This is a genomic window from Novosphingobium sp. fls2-241-R2A-195 (assembly GCF_030209485.1).
Classification (GTDB): Bacteria; Pseudomonadota; Alphaproteobacteria; order Sphingomonadales; family Sphingomonadaceae; genus Novosphingobium; species Novosphingobium resinovorum.
Genome location: NZ_JARVRY010000006.1, coordinates 69,997 through 92,832 on the forward strand (window position 1 = coordinate 69,997; position 22,836 = coordinate 92,832).

The following is a 22,836-nucleotide window of genomic DNA, read 5'->3' on the forward strand; positions in this document are numbered from 1 at the left end:
ATGCAGATGTTTGCTGACGGCAAGCTGGACGAAACCATCTTCCACCCGACCGACGAAGGGAAAGCGGCGCAGTACCAGGAATGGGCCGACGCACCGGTTTCTGCGCCTGCGAGCGCTCCGGTCGAGGCCGAATTTCCGGCCATGCTCGACTTGCGCGAACTCGCCGATCCGGAAGCGGACCCGGGATATGAACCCGAGGGTCTGTACCTTCCCCTCCCCTACGGTCACACCACCGGATCGCAGTTGCGCCACCGCTTCGTGACGGCCGAGAGCATTGCCGAACTGGCCGACATCAAGAAGCCCAGCCTGTGGCAGCGGCTCCTCGGTCGGAAATAAACTGCGACAAAACGGTAACACGGGGCGTTGATCCCCCGCGCGGTTAGGCGTAACGCCCTCGTTCAATGAAAATTCACCCGCTGATAACGAAAACCGAAGATCTTGCCGCCCTGTGCGAGCGTCTCGCGAAGTCCGATTTCGTGAGCGTCGATACGGAGTTCATGCGCGAGAACACCTATTGGCCCGAACTCTGCCTCGTGCAGATCGCCAATACCGAGGAAGCGGCGGCGATCGATCCGCTGGCGGACGGCCTCGACATGACCCCGTTGCTCGACCTGCTGACGCAGAACGAGGACGTTCTCAAGGTCTTCCACGCGGGCGGTCAGGACGTGGAGATCATCTTCAACTTCACCGGCCGCACCCCGCACCCGATCTTCGACACCCAGATCGCGATGATGGCGATCAGCCAGTCCGAGCAGATCGGCTATTCCAACCTCGTCGAATCGTGGCAAGGCCTGACGATCGACAAGGGCGCCCGCTTCACAGACTGGTCGCGCCGCCCGCTGACCGACCGCCAGATCGAATACGCGATCGGCGACGTAACGCATCTTTCCAAGATCTTCCCCAAGATCCTCAAGCGCCTGATCAAGACCGGGCGCGGTGCCTGGCTGGATCAGGAGATGGAAAAGCTGGCCGATCCGGAAAACTACCGGAACGACCCCAAGGAAGCCTGGCACCGAATCAAGGCGCCGGGCCGCAACCCGCAAGTGCTTGGCCGCCTGCGCGCGATCGCCGAATGGCGCGAACTGGAAGCGCAGGGCAAGAACATCCCGCGCGGCCGCATCGCCCGTGACGAGACGCTGGCCGACATCGCCAGTCACCCGCCCAAGAGCCAGGCCGACCTCGCCAAAGTGCGCGGCCTCTCGCAAGGCTGGAAGGATAACGAAATCGGCCGTCGCCTGATGACCGCCATCGCCAAGGCAGAGCCGCTGACCGACGACGAGATGCCCGCCCGCGCCCCGCGCGGCGCGCCGCTCGGCAAGGAAGGCTCGCTGGTCGCCGACCTGCTCAAGCTGCTGCTCAAGATCCGTGCCCGTGAAATCGACGCCGCCGCGCGTCTGCTGGCGCGCAGCGACGAACTGGAGCTGCTGGCGGCGGGCGTTCGCAAGAACCTCAGCCTGCTGCAGGGCTGGCGCTACGACGTGTTCGGCCGCGATGCGCTCGATCTCGTCGAGGGCAAGCTCGCCTTCGCGGTGGAGAACGGCAAGCTCAAGATGACGCGCGTGGAAGACGTCGTCGACGATACGGTGGCCGAATAAGCCAAGGTCACGCAAAGCGTACTTATACAATTCGTCATTGCGAGCGCAGCGAAGCAATCCAGGGCAGTTCTGCACCGCCTTGGATTGCTTCGCTGCGCTCGCAATGACGGATGTTTGATTTTCCGGCACAAGTAACGGGTATCGGCCTTCTCCCCCCTTCTTCCGCATTGTACAACGCCGCTTGGCGAACCGCTCCCACCGTGCAATAGCCACCACATGACCGTCTACCAACCGACGCTCAAGCAGCTCCAGTATCTCGTCTCGCTCCACGAGCACGGCCATTTCGGCCGTGCCGCCGATGCCTGCTTCGTGTCGCAATCGACACTGTCGGCGGGTCTGCGCGATCTGGAAACGCTGCTTGGCGTAGTCCTCGTGGAGCGCACCAAGCGCGCCGTCCGCTTCACGCCGCTGGGCAATGCCGTGGTCGAGAAGGCCCACCGCATCCTGCGCGAGACGGAGGAATTGTCCGAACTCGTCCAGTCCAGCGGCAAGCCGCTCTCGGGCGAAGTGCGCATGAGCGTGATCCCGACGATCGCGCCGTTCCTGCTGCCCCGGATGCTGCCACGCCTGCGCCGCGAACGCCCGAATCTCAAGCTCTTCCTGCGCGAGGAACCGAGCCAGGCGGCGATGGAATCGCTCCACCATGGCCGCGCCGACTGCGTGCTGCTCGCCCTGCCCTATGCGACCGGCGAGGTGGAGAAGGAGACGATCGAACTCGACGCCTTCTTCGTCGCTTTCCCCCGCGACGATCCGCGCGATCCGCCCGCCGAAGTCAGCCCCGACGTGATCGACGAGAACCGCCTGCTCCTGCTCGAGGACGGGCACTGCCTCAAGGACCATGCCCTCGCCGCCTGCAACCGGCCCGAACTGCGCGCCAGCGCGACGATGATCGGCACCTCGCTGCATACGCTGGTGCAGATGGTCGACAACGGGCTGGGCCTGACGATGCTGCCGGAAATGGCGCTCGACGCAGGGATTCTCAATGGAACCAACGTCGTCGCCCGGCCGCTGATCTCGCCCAACGCGAATCGCGAGATCACGCTGGTGTGGCGCAAGAATTCCCCGCGTGCAGAGGAATTCCGGATGCTGGCGGACGAGTTGCGGGCTGGTTGACCTGGCTTTGTAGCCTGAGGGGGCTTCGACAAGCTCAGCCTGAGCGGTATTGAGAGCCAGTCCTTGAACCCCGCTCAGGCTGAGCTTGTCGAAGCCCCGGCGTCCTAGCGCCGCCGCAGCACCTGCAGCGCCACGCCGAGCACCGAAATGCCGATCCCGAGCGCCGAGACCCCGCTCCAGCCCCACTCGTGCCATGCCGCCGTCGCCGCGCCCGAACTGGCCGCACCGGCCAGAAACATCATCGCCATGTAGACGGTGTTGATGCGTGAGCGCGCCTCAGGCCGCAGCGCGTAGATGATGCTCTGGTTGGAGATCTGGCTGAGCTGCACCGCCACGTCGAGCACCAGTACCCCCACGACCAGCCCGGCCAGCGAATGCCAGAAACCGAAGATCAGCCACGCCGCCAGCGTCATCACCGTGCCCAGCACGATGGCGGGATGCGGACCGCGACGGTCGGCGAGCCGCCCTGCGACCGGTGCTGCAAGCACGCCCGCCGCACCGACGATACCGAACAGTCCCGCAGCTTCCGGCCCAAGGTCGAAGTGCTCCTGCAGGCGCAGGGCAAGAATGGTCCAGAACACGCTGAAGACGCCGAACTGGCAGCACTGGGTATAAGTCGCCAGCCGCAGCGCGGGAAATTCGCGCCACAGACTCCAAAGCGAGCGCAGCAGGCCGACATAGCCGAGTCCGGTGTCTTGCGGACGACTGCGCGGAAGCTGGAACGCCATGAGCAGTGCGGTCAAAAGCGCCAGTGGAACCGCGAGCCAGAACATCTCCCGCCACCCGAGCGTTCCCGCAACGAAGCCCGCCAGCGTACGGCTGAGCAGGATACCGCACAGGAGACCGGCCATCACCGTACCGACGATTGCGCCGCGCTTCTCGTCAGGGGCGAGATTCGCGGCGAACGGCACGATCTGCTGCGCAACCGAAGCGAGCAGCCCGACCAGCAGCGATGCGGCCAGCACCAGCCCGGCACTCGGCGCGACGGCGACGAGAGCCAGCGCGGCGGTCAGCGCCAGACATTGCAGCACGATCAGCCTCCGCCGCTCCACCAGATCGCCAAGCGGCACCAACACGACGAGGCCGAAGGCGTAACCGAGCTGCGTCGCGGTCGGCACGTAAGTCGCCGCCGCACCCGCAAGGTCGCGCTCCATCAGCCCGATCATCGGCTGGTTGTAGTAGATGTTGGCGACGGTCAGCCCGGCGGCGACGGCCAGCGAGAAGACGACCGGGCGACTGGGGCCGCTGACGGCACTGGACGCCGACATGGTGCTGGACGCGACGGTAATGGTGAAATCCTTCGTGCTGTAGCCCCCGCTCCGAGCGCAAATGGCCCTCGAGCCGCGTCAGACCAAGTGCGGGGAACGCAAGTCCGCTTGCCCGCACCGCAAGCGCAAGGGGTTCAGTCCATGTGCTTGAGGCCGACCCGCAGGTAGTCCCAGCCCGTCACCACCGTCAGTGCGGCGGCCGCCCACAGCGTCGTCAGGCCCACGGTATGCGGCACGTTGATTACCAGCGCGCCGAGGTCGAGGTTCCACCACGGCATCGCCACGCCAAGGATCAGCGCCCCCAGGCAGATCAGCTGGAACGTCGTCTTCCACTTCGCAAGGCGGCTGACCGGCACCGAAACCTGCAGCCCCCCAAGAAACTCACGCAGGCCCGACACCGCGATCTCCCGCACGAGGATGACGAGGCCCGCGATCACGTGCATGTCGCCCACGAAAGGCCCACGCAGGATGCCCTGCGCGGTCAGCACCAGAATCACCGTCGCCACCATGATCTTGTCGGCGATAGGGTCGAGGAATACGCCCAGCTTCGACACCGTCCCGCTCGAACGAGCGAGATAACCGTCGAAATAGTCGGTGAGTCCCATCAGGCAGTAGAGCCCGAAAGCCAGCCCGTACCCGAATTCCCATCTGGGCCACCAAAGCAGGAAGGCCAGCAACGGAAGGGCGACGATGCGTGAAAGCGTCAGGATGTTCGGCAGAGTCAGCATGATGGGAATGCCATAGCCCGCAATCGCTACGGGAATAAAGTGGCGAACAGGGCTTGTGCCCCCGCCCCATGCCATTAAGTGTCCCGACGACCAATGAGCAAGGCCGGCGGCATACTTAGATCATGACCACGACGACCCAACTCATCCGGGCGCGACGTTTTCTCCCCCTTTTCGTCACCCAGCTTCTGGGCGCGTTCAACGACAACCTGTTCAAGAACGCGATGGTGCTCTTCGTCGTCTACGAGGTGTACCACTCGGAAGGCCAGGAGGCGCGGTTCAGCGCGATGGCCTCGGCGATCTTCATCATCCCCTTCTTTCTGCTCTCGGCGCTGGCCGGACAGCTGGCCGACATGCGGGACAAGGCGAAGCTGATTCGCATCATCAAGGCCTGCGAGATCGGCATCATGCTGGTCGGCGGCGCGGGCCTTGCGCTGGCGTGGCAGGGGCAGGCGCTAGACGCCGTGGCGATCCCGCTGATGCTGCTGGCCCTTTTCGCGATGGGCGTACACTCGACCTTCTTCGGACCGATCAAGTACGCGATCCTGCCGCAGCACCTGAAGGACGGCGAAGTCCTCTCCGGCACCGGGCTGGTCGAGGCGGGAACTTACATCGCCGTGCTCGCAGGCACGATCGTCGCGGGCTGGATCAGCGTCGATGCCGCCGCGATCGGGGTGATCGTCGTCGCCATAATCGGCTGGTTCGCAGGGCGACAGGTCCCCTCCGCCCCGCCGCTCGGCAAAATCGAGCCGCTCGACTACCACGTCATCCGCGCTTCCGTGCGCCTCGTGCGCACCACGATGCAGGACCGCCGCGTGTTCCTTGCCATCTGCGCGATCAGCTTCTTCTGGGCGATCGGCACCGTATTGTTCGTGCAGTTCCCGCCGCTTGCCAAGAACATGCTGATGGCCAGCAAGGAAGTGGCCAGCCTGTTCCTCGTGATCTTCTCGGTCGGCGTCGCGATCGGGTCGATGGCGATCAATGCGCTGCTCAAGGGCACCGTTTCCGCGCGCTGGTCGCCGATCTCGGTGATCGGCATGGGCGTGTTCCTCGTCGCCTTCCAGCAGGTCTGCCGCATCTGGCCGCCGCATAGCGGAACGGGAACGCTGATGGACGTGGGCATCTTCGTCGTGCAGCCGCTGGCGATCCCGCTGATGCTGACCTTGCTGGGCATCGCCATCTGCGGCGGTATGTTCGTGGTGCCGCTCTACGCCTTCCTCACCACCTTCGTGCCCAAGTCGCAGACCGCGCGCACGATTGCCGCAAACAACATCGTCAATTCGGGCGCGATGGTCGTCGGCTCGCTGGCGACCGGCGTAATGACGCTGATGGGCGTTGCGGTGGCGCAGCAACTGCTGGTCGTCTCGCTGTGCTGCGTAGCCTCGGCCTGGCTGGGCTATCTGCTGTTCCGCGCCGAGAAATGCCCCAAGGCGGGCTGAGCCTCTTATCTTCGTCATTGCGAGCGTAGCGAAGCAATCCAGGGCAGCTTAAACCGCCCTGGATTGCTTCGCTACGCTCGCAATGACGCTACAGGTAAATGGCGACGCCTCGCCGTATCAGGCGATGAACAGCGTGATCGCCACGAAGCTGGCGCAGTAGGCGGTCAGAAACCCCCGCCAGTCGCCGCCGCTGAGGCGCCATTTGCGCGCGGCCTCCACATCTTCGTCTTCCTCCTCAAGCGATTCGGTGAAGACGTGGGGCGGCAGTGAGCGGCGGAACCAGTGCCCGGCCGACTCCTGCGTGAGGACGAGTGCGCGACGTGTCATGCTTCGCATAAGTCACGCATTAACGATTTGTTTACCATTGCGCAAAGCGCTTGGCGAACCCTTCCCGAAACGGGACGATTCGTTCTTGCAAGCATCGGAAACCCAAAGAAAAAGGGCCGCCCTAAGGCAGCCCTCTCGCTGGTTTCCGTCAGGAAGAGGTCAGGTCAGACCCGGTCGCCGAGCGCGCCCTTGACCTTGCCAATGCCCTGCTGAAGCTCGCCCTTCTTTTCCTGGGCCTTGCCTTCTGCCTGCTGGGCCGGGTCGTTGCGCGCCTTGCCTGCGGCCTGCTTGACGTTTCCGGCAATCTCGTTGCCCAGGCCCTTCACGGTGTCCTTGAGTTCACCCACGGCGGTATCTCCTTAGCTCGGCGGCGAAACATCTCGCTGCCGTCACGTGAAGAGAACACGCTGCTCCGTCGCTAAGTTTCGTACGCCTGCGCCGAGGCGTGCCTTAGCGGCGATATGTCGTCACTCCCCTGCCAGCCCCAGCACGTAGTCCCACTCCTGCGGCGTCACCACACCCACCGACAGGCGCGAGAACTTCACCAGTTCCATCTCCGCCAGCTTGGGATCGCCCTTCACTTGCGCGAGTGTCACCGGCCGCTTCAGCTTGCGCACTGGCTTCACCTTGACCGCCGCCCACTTGCCCTCGGGATCGCTGGGATCGGTGATCCCGGCCTTGCTCACCGTAGCGATGCCGACGATCTCCTTGCCGATGTTGGAATGGTAGAAGAACACCTCGTCGCCTACCTGCATGGCGCGCAGGTTGTTGGCGGCGCGGTGGTTGCGCACGCCGTCCCATGTACCCTCGCCTTCATTCACAAGGTCGTTCCAGCCGTAAGCGTCGGGTTCAGACTTCATCAGCCAGTATGCCATGCCCGCACCTTCCATCGTAAATTTCCGGCCCGAATTAGACTGTGACGGCCGGGGCGCCTAAAGGGGCGGCATACCGACTCGTTACGGATTGCACTACCATGGACCTCGCACAAATCCCCGTCCTCAGCCTCGTGGCCGACAGAGCCGACCTGCCCGCGCGCATCGGCGAGAGCTTCCGCACCTTCGGCTTCGCGATGATCCGCGACCACGGCATCGACCAGTCGCTGATCGACCAGGCCTGGGCCAGGACCGAGGAATTCTTCGCCCTCCCGGTCGAGACCAAGCAGAAATACTTCATCCCCGGCCAGAGCGGCGCGCGCGGCTATACGCCGTTCCGCACCGAAGTCGCCAAGGGCGCCAAGGAGAAGGACCTCAAGGAATTCTGGCACGTCGGCCGCGACGTTCCCGCCGATTCGCCGCTCGCCGCCTCGATGCCGCCCAACATCTGGCCGACCGAGGTTGAAGGCTTCGAAGAAACCTTCCGCGAACTCTACGCTCAGTTCGACGAGGCGGGCGCAAAGGTTCTCTCGGCGATCGCCGTCGACCTCGGCCTCGATGCGGGTTGGTTCGACGCAGGGATCGAGGACGGCAACTCGGTGATGCGCCTGCTGCACTACCCGCCGGTTTCCGCTGAATCCGGAGGCGCCATCCGTGCCGGCGCGCATGAGGACATCAACCTCATCACCCTGCTGCTCGGCGCACAGGAAGCGGGCCTCGAACTGCTGAGCAAGGACGGTCGCTGGCTCTCGGTCGCGCCGCCCGAAGGCGCCATCGTCGTCAACATCGGCGACATGCTGCAGCGCCTGACCAACCACGTGCTGCCCTCGACCACGCACCGCGTCCGCAACCCCGAGGGCGCGCGTGCCGGGCACAGCCGCTACTCGATGCCGTTCTTCCTCCACCTGCGCAGCGACTTCCGCTTCGTCACCCTGCCCGAGTGCGTGAGCGACGAGAACCCGGACCGCTACCCGGTCTCGATCACCGCCGACGACTACCTGCAGGAGCGCCTGCGCGAGATCGGTCTGAAGATGTGAACGGCGCCGATTAAAACTCTGTAATAGCCCAAGCCCCAGCCCGCTGATGCAGGCCGGAGCTTTTTCGTTAACTGATATTTCAGAGGAACTGCGTAGCTCCAACGGCTTACAAGCCACGCCCTTGGAGGGGCCATTTCGTGCACGCAGCAAGTATCCTTTCCTCCCGGCGTGACACGGAAGGCAGCGAGGTCGACATCGTCGCTTTCGGCATCGTTACCGCGGCGATCATTCTTTTCGTCGCCACCGGCAGCGAAATCGGCCCGGCGGTCGTCAACTCGCTTACCGGACAAGGGCCGGGGCCGGACCATTTCCTGCTCAACGCCTTCCTGCTCAACATCGCGATCATCATCTTCGGCTGGAGCCGCTACCGCGAACTGTGCGACGAGATCATGCTGCGCCGCGCCGCCGAGCGTGAAGCGCGGCGACTTGCCGAAACCGATTCGCTCACCGGCTTCCACAACCGCCGCAGCTTCAACCTGAGCGTCGACGCGCTGATCGATCGCAGCGCGACGGCCGGGCGGGCCGTGGCGGTGCTGATGATCGATCTCGACAACTTCAAACAGGTCAACGACTACAACGGCCACGCCACCGGCGACCGCCTGCTGGTGGAATGCGCCCGCCGCATCACCGCCGCGCTTCCAGAAGGCACCATCGTCGGCCGCATCGGCGGCGACGAATTCGCCGTAGCCGTTCCGTTCGAGCCCCGTCACAGCGAAACCGTCGACAGCATCGCCGCCGCGCTGGTGCAGGCCATCGCCGAGGGCTCGCGCATCAGCAACGCGACGATCGACGTCACCGCCTCGATCGGCCTCGCCCGCGCCGAATCGCGCACGACTTCCTCGCCCGCACTGCTGGAGATGGCCGACGTCGCGATGTACCACGCCAAGCGACAGGGCCGGAACCAGTTCTCGTGGTTCGAGCCGCAGATGGCGCACGAGATGCGTTTCCGCGCCGACCTTGAGGCAGGCATCCGCCAGGGCATTCCGCGCGGCGAATTCGTGCCGTTCTACGAACAGCAGGTCGATCTGGAAACGGGCGAGCTGACCGGCTTCGAGATGCTGGCGCGCTGGGATTCGCCGCAATTCGGCATCGTTGCACCTGACATCTTCATCCCCGTCGCCGAGGAGATCGGCGCGATCACCGAACTCTCGCGCAGCGTGATCGCACAGGCGCTGGAAGACGCGAAACTGTGGGACCCGAAGCTGACGCTGGCGGTCAACATCTCGCCCATCCAGCTGCGCGACCCGTGGTTCGCCCAGAAACTCCTGCGCATGCTGGTGGAGGCCAACTTCCCGCCGCAGCGGCTGGAGATCGAGATCACCGAAAGCTGCCTCCACCAGAACCTGGGCCAGGTACGCACGCTGGTGACCAGCCTCAAGAACCAGGGCATCCGCATCAGCCTCGACGATTTCGGCACCGGCTACAGCTCGATCGGGCAGCTCAAGCAGCTGCCGTTCGACCGCATCAAGATCGACCGCAGCTTCGTCTCCAGCATGCTCGACGACGAGGACAGCGCCGCCATCGTCCGCGCCGTGGCGACGCTGGGCGAAGGGCTGCACATGCCGGTAACGGCCGAGGGGATCGAGACGCAGGCCGTGCTCGACCACTTGCGCCAGTACGGCGGGATCACCGGCCAGGGCTATCTGTACGGCCGCCCCCGCCCCGCGGCCGAACTCGGCGAATGGCTGGGTGAGGAACCCAAGACCGAAGTCGCCCCGGATGATACACCGGAAGTGAAGCGCGCCTGACGTCGTCCCGGACCTGATCCGGGACCGCTTGCCTTGAGCGACCTTGCTCTCGGCAAGGCGTCTCGCCGACCGCATCCGCCTAAAGACAGCCACCGGTCCCGGATCAAGTCCGGGACGACGAAAACGGCAGGGGAAATTGACCTTCCCCCCCGCACCACCTAAATCGCGCGCATGCGGATCGACTTCACCAAGATGCACGGCCTGGGCAATGACTTCATCGTGCTCGACGGCCGCGTGCACGCGCTGCCCCCGGTGGACGCCGCCTTCGCCTCGGCGCTGGCGGACCGCCACACCGGGATCGGCTGCGACCAGCTCATCGTCCTCGAACCCTCGATGGACGCCGATTTCCGCATGCGCATCTTCAACGCCGACGGCAGCGAGGTCGAGGCTTGCGGCAACGCCACGCGCGCGGTCGGCCTGCTGCACGGTGAACCCGCCCGGATCGAGACGCTCGGCGGGCTCGTCATCTCCACGCCCACCGATGGCGGCATCAGCGTCCAGATGGGCAAGCCGCGCTTCGACTGGAACGCGATCCCCCTCGCCTACGCCATGGACACCCACGCCATGCCCGTCGCGTGGGAGGAACTGGTGAACCCGATCGCGGTCAACGTCGGCAACCCGCACGTCATCTTTTTCGTCGCCGATCCCTACGCGATCGACATGGCCCGCATCGGCCCGATGATCGAGACCGACCCGCTGTTCCCCGAGCGCATCAACGTCAACGTAGCTGGCATCACCGCGCGAGACGCGATCACCCTGCGCGTGTGGGAGCGCGGCGCGGGCCTCACGCGCGCCTGCGGCACCGGCGCCTGCGCCACCGCGATCGGCGCGATGAAGCGCGGCCTCGTCGACCGCCGCGTCACCGTGACGCTGCCCGGCGGCCCGCTGGTGATCGAGTGGCGCGAGGACAACGAGATCGTCATGACCGGCCCCGCGACCGAAGCCTTCCGCGGCTCCTTCGACGCCGCCGATTTCGGAGCGCACATCAGGATCGCCATTTGACCGTCGAGGTCCATTCGCTCGGCTGCCGCCTGAACCTCGCCGAAAGCGAGTCCCTGCGCGGGATGCTGGGTGAGGCGGACGACCTCGTCGTCATCAACTCCTGCGCGGTCACGGCGGAAGCCGTGCGCCAGACCCGCCAGGCCATCCGTCGCGCCCGCAAGGCCCGTCCCGACGCGCGCCTCCTCGTCACCGGCTGCGCGGCCGAAGTCGAGCGCGAGGCGCTAGCGGCGATGCCCGAGGTGGACGGCCTCATCGCCAACACCGCCAAGCTCGACCCGCGCGCCTGGAACGTGCCGCTCGCCACGCGAGCGCCGGAAACCCGCGCCCACACCCGCGCCTTCGTGCAGGTACAGAACGGCTGCGACCACGCCTGCACCTTCTGCGTCATCCCGCAAGGCCGAGGCCCGAGCCGCTCGCGCTCCGTCACGCAAGTGCTGGACGACGTGGCCCGCCACCTCGACGCAGGCGTACAGGAAGTGATCCTCACCGGCGTCGATCTCACCTCATGGGGCGACGACCTGCCCGGAGAGCCGCGCCTCGGTACGCTGGCAGAAGCGATCCTTACCCGCTTCCCCGACCTGCCGCGCCTGCGCCTCTCCTCGATCGACGGCGCCGAAGTGGACGACCTGCTGTTCGACCTCCTCGCCTCGGAGGCCCGGGTCATGCCGCATGTCCACCTTTCGCTGCAGCATGGCCACGACCTGATCCTCAAGCGCATGAAGCGCCGCCACTCTCGCGCCGACGCGGTGAACCTTGTCGCAGGCTTGCGCGCCCGCCGCCCGGAGATCGCCATCGGTGCCGACCTCATCGCCGGTTTCCCCACCGAGGACGACGAGGCGCACGCCGCCAACCTGTCGATCATCGAGGCGCTGGGTGTCGTCCACGGCCACGTCTTCCCCTACTCGCAGCGCCCCGGCACGCCCGCCGCGCGCATGCCGCAGGTGGAGCACGCGACGATCCGCGCCCGCGCCGCGCAGTTGCGCGCAAAGGTAGCCGAAACCCGCGCATCCTGGCTTGCCGCGCATCTGGGCTTGCCGCTATGGGTGCTCGCCGAAAAGGGCGGGAGCGGCCACGCGGCCGACTTCGCGCCCGTCCGGGTTCCCCCCGGCACGCCGCCCGGCGCGCTGGTGAAAGTGACCCCGACCCGAATTGTCGAAGGAATGCTGGAAGCATGAGTACCCCTGACCCCCAGCAGAACGAGGGGGCATCAAGCGACTGGTCCGACCGTCTCTTCGGAGGCTTTCGCCAGACCTCGCAGCGCCTCGCGGGCAACCTCGCGGGCCTTGGCGGCGGCACCCGCCTGACCCCGGCGCAACTCGATGCGCTGGAAGACGCGCTCATCATGTCCGACCTCGGCCCCCGCGCCGCCGCCCGCATCCGTGACCGGCTGGCCGAGGAGCGCTTCGAGCGCGACGCGGATGAACGCGCCATCATGGAAGTCGTCGCGCGCGAGATCGCCGAAATCCTGCGCCCGGTCGCCAAGCCGCTCGACATCGTCGCCTTCCCGCGCCCGCAGGTGATCCTCGTGATCGGCGTCAACGGATCAGGCAAGACCACCACCATCGCCAAGCTGGCGCACCTGTTCCAGGAGCAGGACTATTCGGTCATGCTGGCGGCGGGCGACACCTTCCGCGCCGCCGCGATCGGCCAGCTCAAGGTCTGGGCGGATCGCCTGTCGATCCCCATCGTCACCGGCCCCGAAGGCGGCGACCCCGCCTCGATCGTGTTCGACGGCCTCAAGGCCGCTACCGAGCAGGGCATCGACGCGCTGATCGTCGACACCGCCGGGCGTCTCCAGAACAAGCGCGAGCTGATGGACGAACTGGCCAAGATCCGCCGCGTCCTCGGCCGCCTGAACCCCGCCGCGCCGCATGACGTGGTGCTGGTGCTGGACGCCACCAACGGCCAGAACGCGCTCTCGCAGATCGAGATATTCAAGGAAGTGGCTGGCGTTTCCGGGCTCATCATGACCAAGCTCGACGGCACCGCGCGCGGCGGCGTCCTCGTCGCGGCGGCGGAGCAGTACGGGTTGCCGATCCATGCCATCGGCGTCGGCGAAAAGATCGACGACTTGCGCCCCTTCAACCCCGACCTGCTCGCGCGGGTCATCGCGGGGATCGCGTGATGAGCGTCGATGCTGCCAAGAAGCCCAAATCCAGCTGGCTGAACCTCGTCGTCGATTTCGGGCCGCTGCTGGTGTTCTTCCTCGCCTACCGGCACTTCTCGCCCGAGGGTGACGGCAATTCGATCGCCACCGTCACCGCCGTCATCAAGGGCACGATCGCCTTCATGGTCGCGACCGTGGCGGCGCTGGTCGTGTCGAAGTGGCGGCTCGGCCATGTCTCGCCGATGCTGTGGCTGACGACGGTGCTGATCCTCGGCTTCGGCGCGCTGACGGTGGTGTTCCGCAATGCGATCTTCATCCAGCTCAAGCCCACCGCCGTCTACCTGATGTTCTCGGCCGTGCTGTTCGTCGGCCTGTGGCGCGGCAAGGCGATGCTCAAGTACCTGTTGCAGGCCGCCTTCGAGGGGCTGGACGACGCCGGCTGGATGATCCTGTCGCGCAACTGGGCGTGGTTCTTCCTGGTGCTGGCGGTGCTGAACACGGTGCTGGTCTATACCGTCAGCTTCGACACGTGGCTGCAGGCCAAGCTCTGGGGCTTCACGGTGCTTTCGTTCCTGTTCACGTTCTCGCAGCTGCCGATGGTGCTGAAGCACGGCATGGGCGAAAGCGCGAAGGAAGAACTGGTCGAGAACCCGCCGCACGATTGAGCGGCTGCGTCATCCCTGCAAAGACTGGGAATGTGGCGCGCGCCACCCGAACCCTGTCAGGAGGTGGGTTCCCGCCTTCGCACGAGTGACGGAAAGAGTTTCACAACGGACATTGGATTAGCGCGCTAAGCTCCCAACCTCTCGTCCTTGCAGTCTGACTGAGTAGGCATTTCACCTCTTGCTTGCCGGAAGGGCAGCTAGCTTGCTTAGCCCTAAGTTAGTCGCAGGGGCTGGGCAAAACGCCAGGTCGTTCAAGGAAGCGTAAGCGACCAATCGGCTGCCCCTTGCCCCCGCCGCCGCGCGGGCTAACACCGGCAGCATGACTCAGCGCATCCCCACGCCCGAAGGCATCGCCCTCGCCGCCCGCAAGGTGGCCGAAATCCTGCCCCGCACGCCGCTGCTCCCGCTCGAGGTCGGTGGCCGAACGATCTGGTGCAAGGCCGAGAGCCTGCAGCCGGTCGGAGCCTTCAAGATCCGCGGCGCCTGGCACCGCCTCTCCGCGCTGAACGACGAGGAACGCGCACGCGGCGTCGTCGGCGTCTCCAGCGGCAATCACGCGCAGGGCGTCGCCTGGGCCGCGCGGCGTCTCGGCATCAGGGCGGCGATCGTCATGCCGGTGGACGCGCCAGAGGTGAAGCTGGCCAACACGCGCGCGCTCGGCGCCGAAGTCGTGCTCTACGACCGCCCCGGCGGGGAGGACCGCGACGAAGTCTCGCAAGCCCTCTGCGCCGAGCGCGGCGCCACGCTGGTCCACGCCTATGCCGACCCGTGGGTGATCGAGGGACAGGGCAGCACGGGCCTCGAGATCGCGGCGCAACTGGCCGAGCAGGGCCTTGCCGGGCCGGACCTGATCGTCGCGCCTTGCGGCGGCGGCGGGCTGACGGCGGGGCTCGCCCTCGCCTGCCCCGATGCCCGGATCGTGCCGGTGGAGCCCGAAGGCTGGGACGACGTGTGCCGCAGCCTCGCCGCCGGAACCATCGTGCCGGTCGGCCCCGATGCGCCGCCCACCGCTTGCGACGCGCTGCAGACGCCCGCCACATGGCCGATCAACTTCGCGATCCTCAAGGACCGTTGCCCGTTCGGCCTGGTCGCGACGCCTGCCGAAGTCCGCACGGCCCAGCGCCTCGCCTTCGCGAAGCTGCGCCTCGTCCTCGAACCGGGCGGCGCGGCGGCGCTGGCGGCGGTGCTGGCGGGCAAGGTGGAGTTGGGGGAGCGTAGCGCCGTCATCCTCTCGGGCGGAAATACCGATGCGGCGGCCTTCGCCAAAGTCCTTTCGTCCCGGGATTGAACGCCCGGTGCTGCAAACTCCCGATGGAACCGGCAACGGTTGCGCGATATATTCCCGATACAAGGATAAGAAACTTCGGGAGTATAGCCATGGAAAAGGGACTGCCCGTCCCTGCCTTGAAGCCGTTCAAGATCGTCTTCATCGGCGTGGAACTGTTCTTCATCGGCATCACGCTGGCAGCGCTGGCGGACGTCGTTCTCGGCGAAAACTGGGGACTGGGCTGGAGCGTGTTCTTCATAGGCTTCATCGCCAGTGCCTGGGGCGCGGTCGCCTATCCGGTGTTCTGCGGGTGCTGCGGCTGGAACCGCAGCTGAACCCCTGCTAGTACGGCACCATGGATTTCGACGACCAGCTGCGCCGCTACTTCGCCACCGAAGACCTTTCCACCGTCACCCCCGCCGCAATCGAGGCCGGGGTGGAGCGGATGAAGGTCGATTTCGGCATGGAGCAGGACAAGGGCCGCCGCTTCGCGCTCTGGACCTTCATGTACATCCTCGGCTCCGCGCCCGACCTCGACGTCGCGTTCGAGACCGAGGACGAACGCAACGCCGCGCGCGATTTCATGGACATGATGGCGCAAATGGGCGCGGATTAACCGCGCTCGAAATAGCTCGCCAGTTCTACATGAGTGGACCAGCGGAACTGGCCGACCGGACGCAGTTCCACCAGCCGGAAGCCCGCCTCGACCAGCCGCGCGGCATCGCGTGACCAGCTCGACGGATTGCAGCTCACGTAGACCACGCGATTGACGGTGGAATCGGCGATGCAGTCCACCTGCTCGCGCGCGCCGGCCCGCGGCGGGTCGAGCACGACGGCGGCGAAACGGCTCAGTTCGTCGGGCTGCAGCGGGTTGCGGAACAAGTCGCGGTGGACGCTGAACACCGGCAGCTGCGCGCGGTCGGCGCCCGCCTTGCAGGCATAGTGCACGTCGCGCGCGGCTTCGGCGGCCAGCACCTTGGTCTCCGGCCCGGCCAGCGCGAAGGCGAACGTGCCCAGCCCCGAGAACAGGTCCGCCACCGTGGGTGCACCCGCCAGCCACTCGCGCGCGGCGCTCACCAGTGCCTCCTCGCCGTCGATCGTCGCCTGCAGGAATGTGCCCGGGGGAAACGGCACTTTGACGCCGCCGAGCGTCACCGTGACGGGCACCGGCTCCCACACCGTCTCGAAGCCATAGCCGCCGTCCATGGTCAGGCGCGCCAGCTTGTGCTCGCGCGCGAAATCCAGCATCGCCTCGGTGGCCGCAAGGCCCTCGGCCGTGAGGCCCTTGACGCCGAGGTCGATGCCCTGGTCAACCAGCGTCATCTCGATGTCGGCGGCCATGCGCGCCTGCACCTTGCCAGGCGCGGGCCTGCCATGGCGCCCCTTCTTGACGGGCGCGGCCTTGCCCATGGTGATGAGCAGCTTGCGCAGCGGTCCCAGCAACGCGACGATCTCGGGCACGAGGACGTAGCATTCCTGCACTTCGACGAGCCGGTGCGACTTCGCCTCGCGGAAGCCGATCACCACGCGCCCGCCCGAGCTTTCCGCGCGCAGCGAGGCCCGGCGGCGCGACGACGGCGGCGAGAGATGCGGCGCGGCGAGCGCCTGCGTCCCCAATTCCTGCGAGGCGGCGGCATTGGCCACCCGCGCCTCGACGAAGGCCGTCAGGCTTTCTTCGTCGAGCTGTTGCAGCTGGCACCCGCCGCACTGCCCGAAGTGCCGACAAGGCGGCTCGACGTGGTGCGGCCCCCATTCGAGCGTGTCGTCGATGCGCAGCTTGTCGCCGGGCGCGGCGCCCCAGGCGAAACGGCCGGACGCGGTGACGCCGTCGCCCTTGGAGGCGATGCGCAGGATCTCTTCGGATTCGGTCATGGTCGCGCGCCTATGCTCTCGCTTGGCGCGACTCGCAAGTTACAGGCACGCCGCAAGCGCCAGCGGCACCGCCTCAGCCAGTTGCCCCGCCGTGAACGCAGGCGGGCAGAGCCGCGCCGCCTCACCGTGCAGCCAGACGCCCTCGCAGGCAGCGTCGAACCCCTCCCGTCCCGTGGCGAGACGGCTGGCAATCACCCCTGCCAGCACGTCTCCGGTGCCCGCAGTTGAGAGCCACGAGCTTGCCCGCACCGCGCAGGCGAGCCTGCCGTCGGGCGCGGCGATCACCGTATCCGGCCCCTTGGCCACGACCACCATCCCGCTCGCCTCCGCCAGCGCGAGAGCACGCTCGGGCCGCGTCCCCGCACCGTCGAGATCGAAAGCCCGCTCCAGCGCGACGAGTTCGCCTTCGTGCGGCGTGGCGATGACGGAGGCCTCGCGCCCTGCAAGGTGACGCGGCGCCAGCAGAACCAGCGCATCGGCATCGACCACCACCGGCACCCCATCCGCCAGAGCCACCGCCAGCCGTTCGCGCGCGGTCGCATCGCGCCCCAGGCCCGGCCCGACCAGCACCGCCGTGTGGCGATCGTCGGCCAACACCTCGCTCAGCGCACCCTGATCGACGACGAGGTCCGCGGGCACATTGCGCTTGCTCTCGGCGAAGAGCTTCACGTAGCCCGCCCCTGCCCGCTGCGCCGCGATTCCTGCGAGCACCGCCGCGCCGGGCATCGCCCCGCCGACGACCGCCAGCAGCCCGCGCCGGTACTTGTGCGCATCCGGCGCCGGAGCGCGCAACTGCGGTCGCGCGACTGCGAGGGCAGCCCCCCGCACCGCGTCGACGCCGATCGGCACGCGCTGGAGCCGCCCCATCCGGGCGCTAGAAGGCATCAGGAAATGCGCGAATTTCCATGCGCCGAGCGCGATGGTCAGGTCGTAGGCGGGCAAACCCTCACCCAGCAGCATGCCCGAATCGGACTGTACCCCACTCGGCATGTCCACCGCCACGCGGCGCGGATGCGGTTCGGCCAGCCGCGTGAGCAAGGCGAGGTGCTCCTGAGACAACGGCCGCGTCAGTCCGGTGCCGAAAAGACAATCGACCAGCACTTCGCCCTTCGCCTCGGAATCGGTCTCGACCACGTCTCCGCCGAACAGCGCGCGCGCCTTGCGGCAGGCGTCGGTGGCAGGCTCGGCCGCCGCGACGACGACGGCATGGCCGCCCCGCTCGCGAATGGCCTCGGCAATGACGTAGCCGTCGCCGCCGTTGTTGCCCGGGCCGCAGAGCACCGTCACCTTGTGCCGCCCCGCCATGCGCCAGATCCATTCGGCGGCGCCACGCCCCGCCACCTGCATCAGCGCATCGACGCTGGTGCCGGCGTCGATCAACGCCTGCTCCGCCGCACGCATCTGCCCGGCTTTGAGGATCTGTCTATCGCGGGACATCGTGCTTCACCGTCGCGGGAAAGAGGTAGCGATCGGTGCCCACGGTAACGTCGAGCCGGTCGCCGGCAAGGCGCACCTTCGGCGGCGTGGCGCTGTCCTTGGTGGTCACTCCCACACCGCCCTTTGCGACCGCGAACCGGCGATAACCGCCATCGGGGTGGTGCACGACAAGCGTGAGCGCACCGTCCTTCTCGACCCGCTCCACCGAGCAGGCGGGCTTGAGTTCGGGCTCTCCTCCCACGGCGCAGTCGATGTGCTCGAGCGCTACGGCAACGGGAGCGGGCTCGTCACTGCGCGAGCAGGCGGCGAGAAGGAGGACGGCACAGGCCAGCGGCGGGAGCTTGGCGGTCATGGCATAAATCATAACGCCCGAAACGCGCGGGGCAATGTCAGGCTGCGAGATCACCACATCGTCATTGCACAGCCGGCTCAGGCATCCCGAACAAGCTCCCTCGCAAGCCCTTTCGTCCGCCATCCTCAATGCTGAGCCGAAACCGGCCTTTCCGGATGCGCCCCGTTGCGGGCCTTGTTGCATCCTCCCTGTTGCGAAGCAATGGGGAGGGGGACCGCTCGCGCAGCGAGTGGTGGAGGGGGGAAACCCCTCCGTCAGCCCTGCGGGCTGCCACCTCCCCATCGCTGCGCGACAGGGAGGATATATGGCAACTTTCTACCCATTCTTGCCATCGGGGTCATCGTTCGCACGCCCCGATAACCACAAACGGTCCAACCCCAAAATGTCCCCGCGCACCAGGCACGGGGCGCCGCGACCTCAGCCCCGCTTGAGCTGCGTCACGTCGCGCACCGCGCCCTTCGAGGCGCTGGTGGTCATCGCCGCGTAAGCCTGCAGCGCCGCCGAAACCTTGCGCGGGCGCGGGTGCACCGGCGACCATGCATCGGCGCCGCGCGCCTCCTGCTGCGAACGGCGGTGCGCCATGACCTCGTCCGAGATCATCAGGTTGATGGTGCGGCCGGGGATGTCGATCTCGATCGTGTCGCCGTTCTCGACCAGCCCGATCTCGCCGCCTTCCGCCGCTTCGGGCGAGGCGTGGCCGATCGAGAGGCCCGAAGTGCCGCCCGAAAAGCGCCCGTCCGTCAGTAGCGCACACGCCTTCCCAAGGCCCTTCGACTTGAGGTAGCTCGTGGGATAGAGCATTTCCTGCATACCCGGCCCGCCGCGCGGTCCTTCGTAGCGGATGACCACGACGGTTTCCGCCACGACTTCGCCGCCGAGGATGCCCGCCACCGCCGCGTCCTGCGATTCGTAGACCCGCGCGGTGCCGGTGAACTTCAGGATGCTGTCGTCCACGCCCGCCGTCTTCACGATGCAGCCATCGCGCGCGATGTTGCCGTAGAGCACCGCGATGCCGCCGTCCTGGCTGAAGGCGTGTTCCTTGGAGCGGATCACGCCGTTCTCGCGGTCGAGGTCGAGTTCCTTCCAGCGCGCCGACTGGCTGAAGGCCGTCTGCGTCGGCACGCCGCCGGGCGCGGCCTTGTAGAATTCCTGGACCGAAGCCTCGGTGGTGCGGCTGGTGTCCCAGCGCTCGATCGCCTCGCCCAACGTGCGGGTGTGGACGGTCGGCAGGTCGGTGTGCAGCAGGCCCGCCCGCTCCAGCTGGCCGAGGATCGCGTAGATGCCGCCGGCGCGGTGGACGTCCTCCATGTGGACGTCGGCCTTGGCCGGAGCGACCTTCGACAGGCACGGCACCTGACGGCTCAGGCGGTCGATGTCGGCCATGGTGAAGTCCACGCCCGCCTCGTGCGCGGCAGCCAGCAGGTGCAGCACGGTGTTGGTCGAGCCGCCCATCGCGATGTCGAGGCTCATGGCGTTCTCGAACGCCTCGAAGCTGGCGATGTTGCGCGGCAGCACGGAAGCATCGTCCTGCTCATAATAGCGCTGGCACATGTCCACCGCGACGCGGCCCGCCTCCAGGAACAGGCGCTCGCGGTCCGAGTGAGTCGCCAGCGTCGAGCCGTTGCCCGGCAGCGAGAGGCCCAGCGCTTCGGTCAGGCAGTTCATCGAGTTCGCGGTGAACATGCCCGAGCACGAACCGCAGGTCGGGCAGGCCGAGCGCTCGATCGTCTTCACTTCCTCGTCGGTGTAGCTCTCGTCGGCGGCGGCGACCATCGCGTCGACCAGATCGAGCGCGTGCTCCTTGCCGCGCAGCACCACCTTGCCCGCTTCCATCGGTCCGCCCGAGACGAACACGGCGGGGATGTTGAGGCGCATCGCGGCCATCAGCATGCCGGGCGTGATCTTGTCGCAGTTGGAGATGCAGACCATCGCGTCGGCGCAGTGGGCGTTGACCATGTACTCGACGCTGTCGGCGATGAGGTCGCGGCTGGGCAGCGAATAGAGCATGCCGTCGTGGCCCATGGCGATGCCGTCATCGACCGCGATGGTGTTGAATTCCTTGGCGACGCCGCCCGCCGCCTCGATCTCGCGCGCGACCAGCTGGCCCAGATCCTTGAGGTGGACGTGGCCGGGGACGAACTGGGTGAACGAGTTCACCACCGCGACGATCGGCTTGCCGAAGTCCCCGTCCTTCATGCCCGTCGCGCGCCAGAGCCCGCGCGCACCCGCCATGTTGCGGCCGTGAGTCGAGGTGCGTGAACGAAGGGCGGGCATTGTCGGAACTCCGATTGGTCATGGGCGCGGGTTTTCGCGCTGTGTTGGAGCCGCCCCTACACGGTGATTGATTTCAATTCAACGTGAGTTTTTGCAATTATATTTCTTCGAACATTCGTCATCCCAGCGAAGGCTGGGATGACGGGAGTTGGCCGACTACCGCCGCGCAGAGCCGCGTCATCACGTCGGCCCACTCCGCCTGTCCCGCTTCCTCGGCGATGAGGTCCTGCCGGATCTCGATGCTGAGATAAGGCAGCCCGTTAGGCTCGGCGTGGCGGTTCATCGATGCGTTGAGCAGCTTGCCCGAATACGGCTCCTGATCGCCGGTGACAAAGCCCTGCGCCTCCAGCCAGGGAATGGCGATGCGCGCGGCGCGCTCGTCCTGGTTGTAGAGGACGCCGACCTGCCATGGGCGCGGCTTCGTGCAGGTGGCGAGGCCCGGCGTAAAGCTGTGCAGCGACAGGATCAGCGCCGGGGGCGTCTTGTTGAGCTGCGCGGCAAGGGCGTGGTGGTAGGGGTCGAACAGCCGATCCACTCTCGCCTGCCGCTCCTCTTTGGTGAGGACATTGCCGGGGATGACGTAACCGTCGCTGATCTCGGGCATCATGCCGGGAACGTCGTGCGTACGGTTGAAGTCGCAGACGAGGCGGCTGACGTTGCCCAGCCACGCGGCGGTTCCGGCTTGCACCATGCGTTCCGCGATGGCGGCGACGCCGATGTCGATGGCGATGTGTTCGTCGAGCAGCGCGTCCTCTATGCCGAGGTCGATGTCGTCCGGCACGCGGTTGGAGGCATGGTCCGATACGACCAGAACGCCGCCCGAAACAGGCGTGCCGAGCAGGCGGTGGTATTCGGTTTCCAAGTCTGCCTCCGAAGGTTGCGCGCCGTGACCTTACCGCAACTTGCCCGCCATTTTCCACCAGTTGGGTTGAGTTTCCGCCAGCTTATCCCACGCCGCCTGCAATTGCGCCTCGCTGTCATAGAGTGCGAAGCACGTCGCGCCCGAGCCGGACATGCGGGCGAGGAACGGATCGGTGGCGCGCAGGGCGGCCAGCACATCGGCCACGACGGGGCAGATCGCGATGGCCGGAGCCTCTAGATCGTTGCGGCCTTCCAGTGCAATCCGGCGGACGGAGCCGGTGGGCATCTCGCCGCGATCGATGCCGTCCCATGCCTTGAACACCGGCCCGGTGGGCACGCCCACGCGCGGGTTTACGAGCAGGACCGGGGTGCCGGTGAGGTCACTCTCGACGGGCTGGAGATCGGTGCCGGTGCCGGTGCCGATGCAGGTGGTGGACAGGACGCAGGCGGGCACGTCGGCGCCCAGCCTCGCAGCGCGCGTCTGCCAGTCGCCTGGAAGGCCCGCGCTGCGCTCCACCATGCGGAACACCGCGCCTGCATCCGCCGATCCGCCGCCGAGACCCGCTGCGACGGGGAGGCGCTTTTCGAGATCGACGGCCCAGCCTTTGCCATGAGGCAACGTGGACAGCGCCTTGGCGACGATGTTGCCGAACGGGTCGTCGATCTTGGCGGCGAACTCGCCATGGGTGGAGAGGCTGTCGGCGTCGGCGGGGGAGCCGCTCAGCCGGTCGCCGTCATCGACGAAGGCGAACAGCGTTTCGAGTTCGTGATACCCGTCCTCCCGGCGGCGACGGACATGCAGCGCGAGGTTGATCTTGGCATAGGCGGTTTCGGTCAGCATCGCCCCGTCCATGGCGCGGCGGGGGGCAGGAGGC

Annotated in this window: 24 protein-coding genes; 13 read left to right on the forward strand and 11 right to left on the reverse strand. The window is 66.8% G+C overall.

The window, feature by feature from the left end; genetic code table 11:
• Window positions 1–6 precede the first annotated feature (6 nt).
• From QRN25_RS05590 to QRN25_RS05600, 3 genes are all read left to right on the forward strand, one after another.
• A complete protein-coding gene (locus tag QRN25_RS05590; RefSeq protein WP_285017889.1) occupies window positions 7–336 on the forward strand; it encodes a hypothetical protein in 330 nt (109 codons plus the stop codon).
• A gap of 65 nt (window positions 337–401) precedes the next feature.
• The gene (gene rnd, locus QRN25_RS05595) at window positions 402–1,595 is read left to right on the forward strand and encodes a ribonuclease D (RefSeq protein ID WP_008833266.1); all 1,194 of its coding nucleotides are present in this window, start codon (window positions 402–404) and stop codon (window positions 1,593–1,595) included.
• 216 nt (window positions 1,596–1,811) lie between these two features.
• Window positions 1,812–2,708: a hydrogen peroxide-inducible genes activator gene (locus tag QRN25_RS05600; protein ID WP_008833267.1), complete on the forward strand. Its 897-nt coding sequence runs from the start codon at window positions 1,812–1,814 to the stop codon at window positions 2,706–2,708.
• Between the two features lie 104 nt (window positions 2,709–2,812).
• On the opposite strand, the gene QRN25_RS05605 is transcribed toward QRN25_RS05600, so the two are convergent.
• Both QRN25_RS05605 and pgsA read right to left on the reverse strand, forming a co-directional pair.
• Window positions 2,813–3,976: an MFS transporter gene (locus tag QRN25_RS05605; RefSeq protein ID WP_285017891.1), complete on the reverse strand. Its 1,164-nt coding sequence runs from the start codon at window positions 3,974–3,976 to the stop codon at window positions 2,813–2,815.
• Between the two features lie 134 nt (window positions 3,977–4,110).
• On the reverse strand, window positions 4,111–4,704 hold the full coding sequence (pgsA, locus tag QRN25_RS05610) for a CDP-diacylglycerol--glycerol-3-phosphate 3-phosphatidyltransferase (RefSeq protein WP_008833269.1): 594 nt from the start codon (window positions 4,702–4,704) through the stop codon (window positions 4,111–4,113).
• A gap of 122 nt (window positions 4,705–4,826) precedes the next feature.
• Between pgsA and QRN25_RS05615 the strand changes: the two genes are divergently transcribed.
• Complete coding sequence (locus QRN25_RS05615; protein WP_271181591.1) at window positions 4,827–6,140, forward strand: MFS transporter; 1,314 nt, start codon at window positions 4,827–4,829, stop codon at window positions 6,138–6,140.
• Window positions 6,141–6,257: 117 nt separating this feature from the next.
• Here QRN25_RS05615 and QRN25_RS05620 read toward each other — a convergent pair whose 3' ends face one another.
• The 3 genes from QRN25_RS05620 to QRN25_RS05630 form a co-directional block, all read right to left on the reverse strand.
• The gene (locus tag QRN25_RS05620; protein ID WP_231958197.1) at window positions 6,258–6,467 is read right to left on the reverse strand and encodes a hypothetical protein; all 210 of its coding nucleotides are present in this window, start codon (window positions 6,465–6,467) and stop codon (window positions 6,258–6,260) included.
• Between the two features lie 164 nt (window positions 6,468–6,631).
• Window positions 6,632–6,814: a CsbD family protein gene (locus tag QRN25_RS05625; RefSeq protein ID WP_008833272.1), complete on the reverse strand. Its 183-nt coding sequence runs from the start codon at window positions 6,812–6,814 to the stop codon at window positions 6,632–6,634.
• A gap of 120 nt (window positions 6,815–6,934) precedes the next feature.
• Window positions 6,935–7,342 (reverse strand): EVE domain-containing protein, encoded by a 408-nt coding sequence (locus QRN25_RS05630; RefSeq protein ID WP_285017893.1) that lies wholly within the window; start codon window positions 7,340–7,342, stop codon window positions 6,935–6,937.
• A 98-nt stretch (window positions 7,343–7,440) separates the two neighbouring features.
• Here QRN25_RS05630 and QRN25_RS05635 point away from each other — a divergent pair, with 98 nt between their 5' ends.
• The 9 genes from QRN25_RS05635 to QRN25_RS05675 all read left to right on the forward strand — a co-directional run bounded on the left by QRN25_RS05635 (window position 7,441) and on the right by QRN25_RS05675 (window position 15,781).
• Window positions 7,441–8,376: an isopenicillin N synthase family dioxygenase gene (locus QRN25_RS05635; RefSeq protein ID WP_285017894.1), complete on the forward strand. Its 936-nt coding sequence runs from the start codon at window positions 7,441–7,443 to the stop codon at window positions 8,374–8,376.
• 137 nt (window positions 8,377–8,513) lie between these two features.
• Window positions 8,514–10,124 carry a putative bifunctional diguanylate cyclase/phosphodiesterase gene (locus tag QRN25_RS05640; RefSeq protein WP_211150228.1) on the forward strand — a complete coding sequence of 537 codons (1,611 nt, stop codon included), beginning with the start codon at window positions 8,514–8,516 and terminating at the stop codon, window positions 10,122–10,124.
• 171 nt (window positions 10,125–10,295) lie between these two features.
• Entirely contained in the window at window positions 10,296–11,126 is an 831-nt protein-coding gene (gene dapF, locus QRN25_RS05645; protein WP_008833276.1) for a diaminopimelate epimerase, read from the forward strand.
• A complete protein-coding gene (locus tag QRN25_RS05650; protein ID WP_285017896.1) occupies window positions 11,123–12,301 on the forward strand; it encodes a MiaB/RimO family radical SAM methylthiotransferase in 1,179 nt (392 codons plus the stop codon). The genes dapF and QRN25_RS05650 overlap by 4 nt, the downstream gene beginning before the upstream one ends.
• On the forward strand, window positions 12,298–13,251 hold the full coding sequence (ftsY, locus tag QRN25_RS05655; protein WP_271181594.1) for a signal recognition particle-docking protein FtsY: 954 nt from the start codon (window positions 12,298–12,300) through the stop codon (window positions 13,249–13,251). Before QRN25_RS05650 ends, ftsY begins: the two co-directional genes overlap by 4 nt.
• The gene (locus QRN25_RS05660) at window positions 13,251–13,898 is read left to right on the forward strand and encodes an inner membrane-spanning protein YciB (RefSeq protein ID WP_285017897.1); all 648 of its coding nucleotides are present in this window, start codon (window positions 13,251–13,253) and stop codon (window positions 13,896–13,898) included. The genes ftsY and QRN25_RS05660 overlap by 1 nt, the downstream gene beginning before the upstream one ends.
• Window positions 13,899–14,217: 319 nt before the next feature.
• Window positions 14,218–15,186: a threonine ammonia-lyase gene (locus QRN25_RS05665; protein ID WP_285017898.1), complete on the forward strand. Its 969-nt coding sequence runs from the start codon at window positions 14,218–14,220 to the stop codon at window positions 15,184–15,186.
• An 89-nt stretch (window positions 15,187–15,275) separates the two neighbouring features.
• Window positions 15,276–15,500 (forward strand): hypothetical protein, encoded by a 225-nt coding sequence (locus QRN25_RS05670; protein WP_271181597.1) that lies wholly within the window; start codon window positions 15,276–15,278, stop codon window positions 15,498–15,500.
• A gap of 20 nt (window positions 15,501–15,520) precedes the next feature.
• Window positions 15,521–15,781, forward strand: a complete 261-nt coding sequence (locus tag QRN25_RS05675; protein WP_008828846.1) for a hypothetical protein — start codon at window positions 15,521–15,523, stop codon at window positions 15,779–15,781.
• Here the strand turns inward: QRN25_RS05675 and QRN25_RS05680 are convergent.
• From QRN25_RS05680 to QRN25_RS05705, 6 genes are all read right to left on the reverse strand, one after another.
• Window positions 15,778–17,037, reverse strand: a complete 1,260-nt coding sequence (locus QRN25_RS05680; protein ID WP_285017901.1) for a class I SAM-dependent RNA methyltransferase — start codon at window positions 17,035–17,037, stop codon at window positions 15,778–15,780. The two genes, QRN25_RS05675 and QRN25_RS05680, sit on opposite strands and share 4 nt — an antisense overlap.
• A 39-nt stretch (window positions 17,038–17,076) precedes the next feature.
• Window positions 17,077–18,474, reverse strand: a complete 1,398-nt coding sequence (locus tag QRN25_RS05685; protein ID WP_285017903.1) for an NAD(P)H-hydrate dehydratase — start codon at window positions 18,472–18,474, stop codon at window positions 17,077–17,079.
• On the reverse strand, window positions 18,461–18,826 hold the full coding sequence (locus tag QRN25_RS05690) for a hypothetical protein (protein WP_271181600.1): 366 nt from the start codon (window positions 18,824–18,826) through the stop codon (window positions 18,461–18,463). Before QRN25_RS05690 ends, QRN25_RS05685 begins: the two co-directional genes overlap by 14 nt.
• 417 nt (window positions 18,827–19,243) lie before the next feature.
• Entirely contained in the window at window positions 19,244–21,100 is a 1,857-nt protein-coding gene (gene ilvD / locus QRN25_RS05695; RefSeq protein WP_008832346.1) for a dihydroxy-acid dehydratase, read from the reverse strand.
• A 118-nt stretch (window positions 21,101–21,218) separates the two neighbouring features.
• Entirely contained in the window at window positions 21,219–21,962 is a 744-nt protein-coding gene (locus QRN25_RS05700) for an N-formylglutamate amidohydrolase (RefSeq protein WP_285017906.1), read from the reverse strand.
• 30 nt (window positions 21,963–21,992) lie between these two features.
• Window positions 21,993–22,814, reverse strand: coding sequence for a 4-(cytidine 5'-diphospho)-2-C-methyl-D-erythritol kinase (locus QRN25_RS05705; protein WP_502910430.1), 822 nt, complete (start codon window positions 22,812–22,814; stop codon window positions 21,993–21,995).
• Window positions 22,815–22,836: the final 22 nt, after the last annotated feature.

What these genes read in the sequence shown, in the direction of transcription:
- QRN25_RS05590 (WP_285017889.1), top strand. Translation starts at nt 7, where the DNA reads ATGTTTGCTGACGGCAAGCTGGACGAAACCATCTTCCACCCGACCGAC.
- rnd (WP_008833266.1), top strand. Translation starts at nt 402, where the DNA reads ATGAAAATTCACCCGCTGATAACGAAAACCGAAGATCTTGCCGCCCTG.
- QRN25_RS05600 (WP_008833267.1), top strand. Translation starts at nt 1,812, where the DNA reads ATGACCGTCTACCAACCGACGCTCAAGCAGCTCCAGTATCTCGTCTCG.
- QRN25_RS05605 (WP_285017891.1), bottom strand. Translation starts at nt 3,976, where the DNA reads ATGTCGGCGTCCAGTGCCGTCAGCGGCCCCAGTCGCCCGGTCGTCTTC.
- pgsA (WP_008833269.1), bottom strand. Translation starts at nt 4,704, where the DNA reads ATGCTGACTCTGCCGAACATCCTGACGCTTTCACGCATCGTCGCCCTT.
- QRN25_RS05615 (WP_271181591.1), top strand. Translation starts at nt 4,827, where the DNA reads ATGACCACGACGACCCAACTCATCCGGGCGCGACGTTTTCTCCCCCTT.
- QRN25_RS05620 (WP_231958197.1), bottom strand. Translation starts at nt 6,467, where the DNA reads ATGACACGTCGCGCACTCGTCCTCACGCAGGAGTCGGCCGGGCACTGG.
- QRN25_RS05630 (WP_285017893.1), bottom strand. Translation starts at nt 7,342, where the DNA reads ATGGCATACTGGCTGATGAAGTCTGAACCCGACGCTTACGGCTGGAAC.
- QRN25_RS05635 (WP_285017894.1), top strand. Translation starts at nt 7,441, where the DNA reads ATGGACCTCGCACAAATCCCCGTCCTCAGCCTCGTGGCCGACAGAGCC.
- dapF (WP_008833276.1), top strand. Translation starts at nt 10,296, where the DNA reads ATGCGGATCGACTTCACCAAGATGCACGGCCTGGGCAATGACTTCATC.
- ftsY (WP_271181594.1), top strand. Translation starts at nt 12,298, where the DNA reads ATGAGTACCCCTGACCCCCAGCAGAACGAGGGGGCATCAAGCGACTGG.
- QRN25_RS05660 (WP_285017897.1), top strand. Translation starts at nt 13,251, where the DNA reads ATGAGCGTCGATGCTGCCAAGAAGCCCAAATCCAGCTGGCTGAACCTC.
- QRN25_RS05665 (WP_285017898.1), top strand. Translation starts at nt 14,218, where the DNA reads ATGACTCAGCGCATCCCCACGCCCGAAGGCATCGCCCTCGCCGCCCGC.
- QRN25_RS05670 (WP_271181597.1), top strand. Translation starts at nt 15,276, where the DNA reads ATGGAAAAGGGACTGCCCGTCCCTGCCTTGAAGCCGTTCAAGATCGTC.
- QRN25_RS05675 (WP_008828846.1), top strand. Translation starts at nt 15,521, where the DNA reads ATGGATTTCGACGACCAGCTGCGCCGCTACTTCGCCACCGAAGACCTT.
- QRN25_RS05680 (WP_285017901.1), bottom strand. Translation starts at nt 17,037, where the DNA reads ATGACCGAATCCGAAGAGATCCTGCGCATCGCCTCCAAGGGCGACGGC.
- QRN25_RS05685 (WP_285017903.1), bottom strand. Translation starts at nt 18,474, where the DNA reads ATGTCCCGCGATAGACAGATCCTCAAAGCCGGGCAGATGCGTGCGGCG.
- QRN25_RS05690 (WP_271181600.1), bottom strand. Translation starts at nt 18,826, where the DNA reads ATGACCGCCAAGCTCCCGCCGCTGGCCTGTGCCGTCCTCCTTCTCGCC.
- ilvD (WP_008832346.1), bottom strand. Translation starts at nt 21,100, where the DNA reads ATGCCCGCCCTTCGTTCACGCACCTCGACTCACGGCCGCAACATGGCG.
- QRN25_RS05705 (WP_502910430.1), bottom strand. Translation starts at nt 22,814, where the DNA reads ATGGACGGGGCGATGCTGACCGAAACCGCCTATGCCAAGATCAACCTC.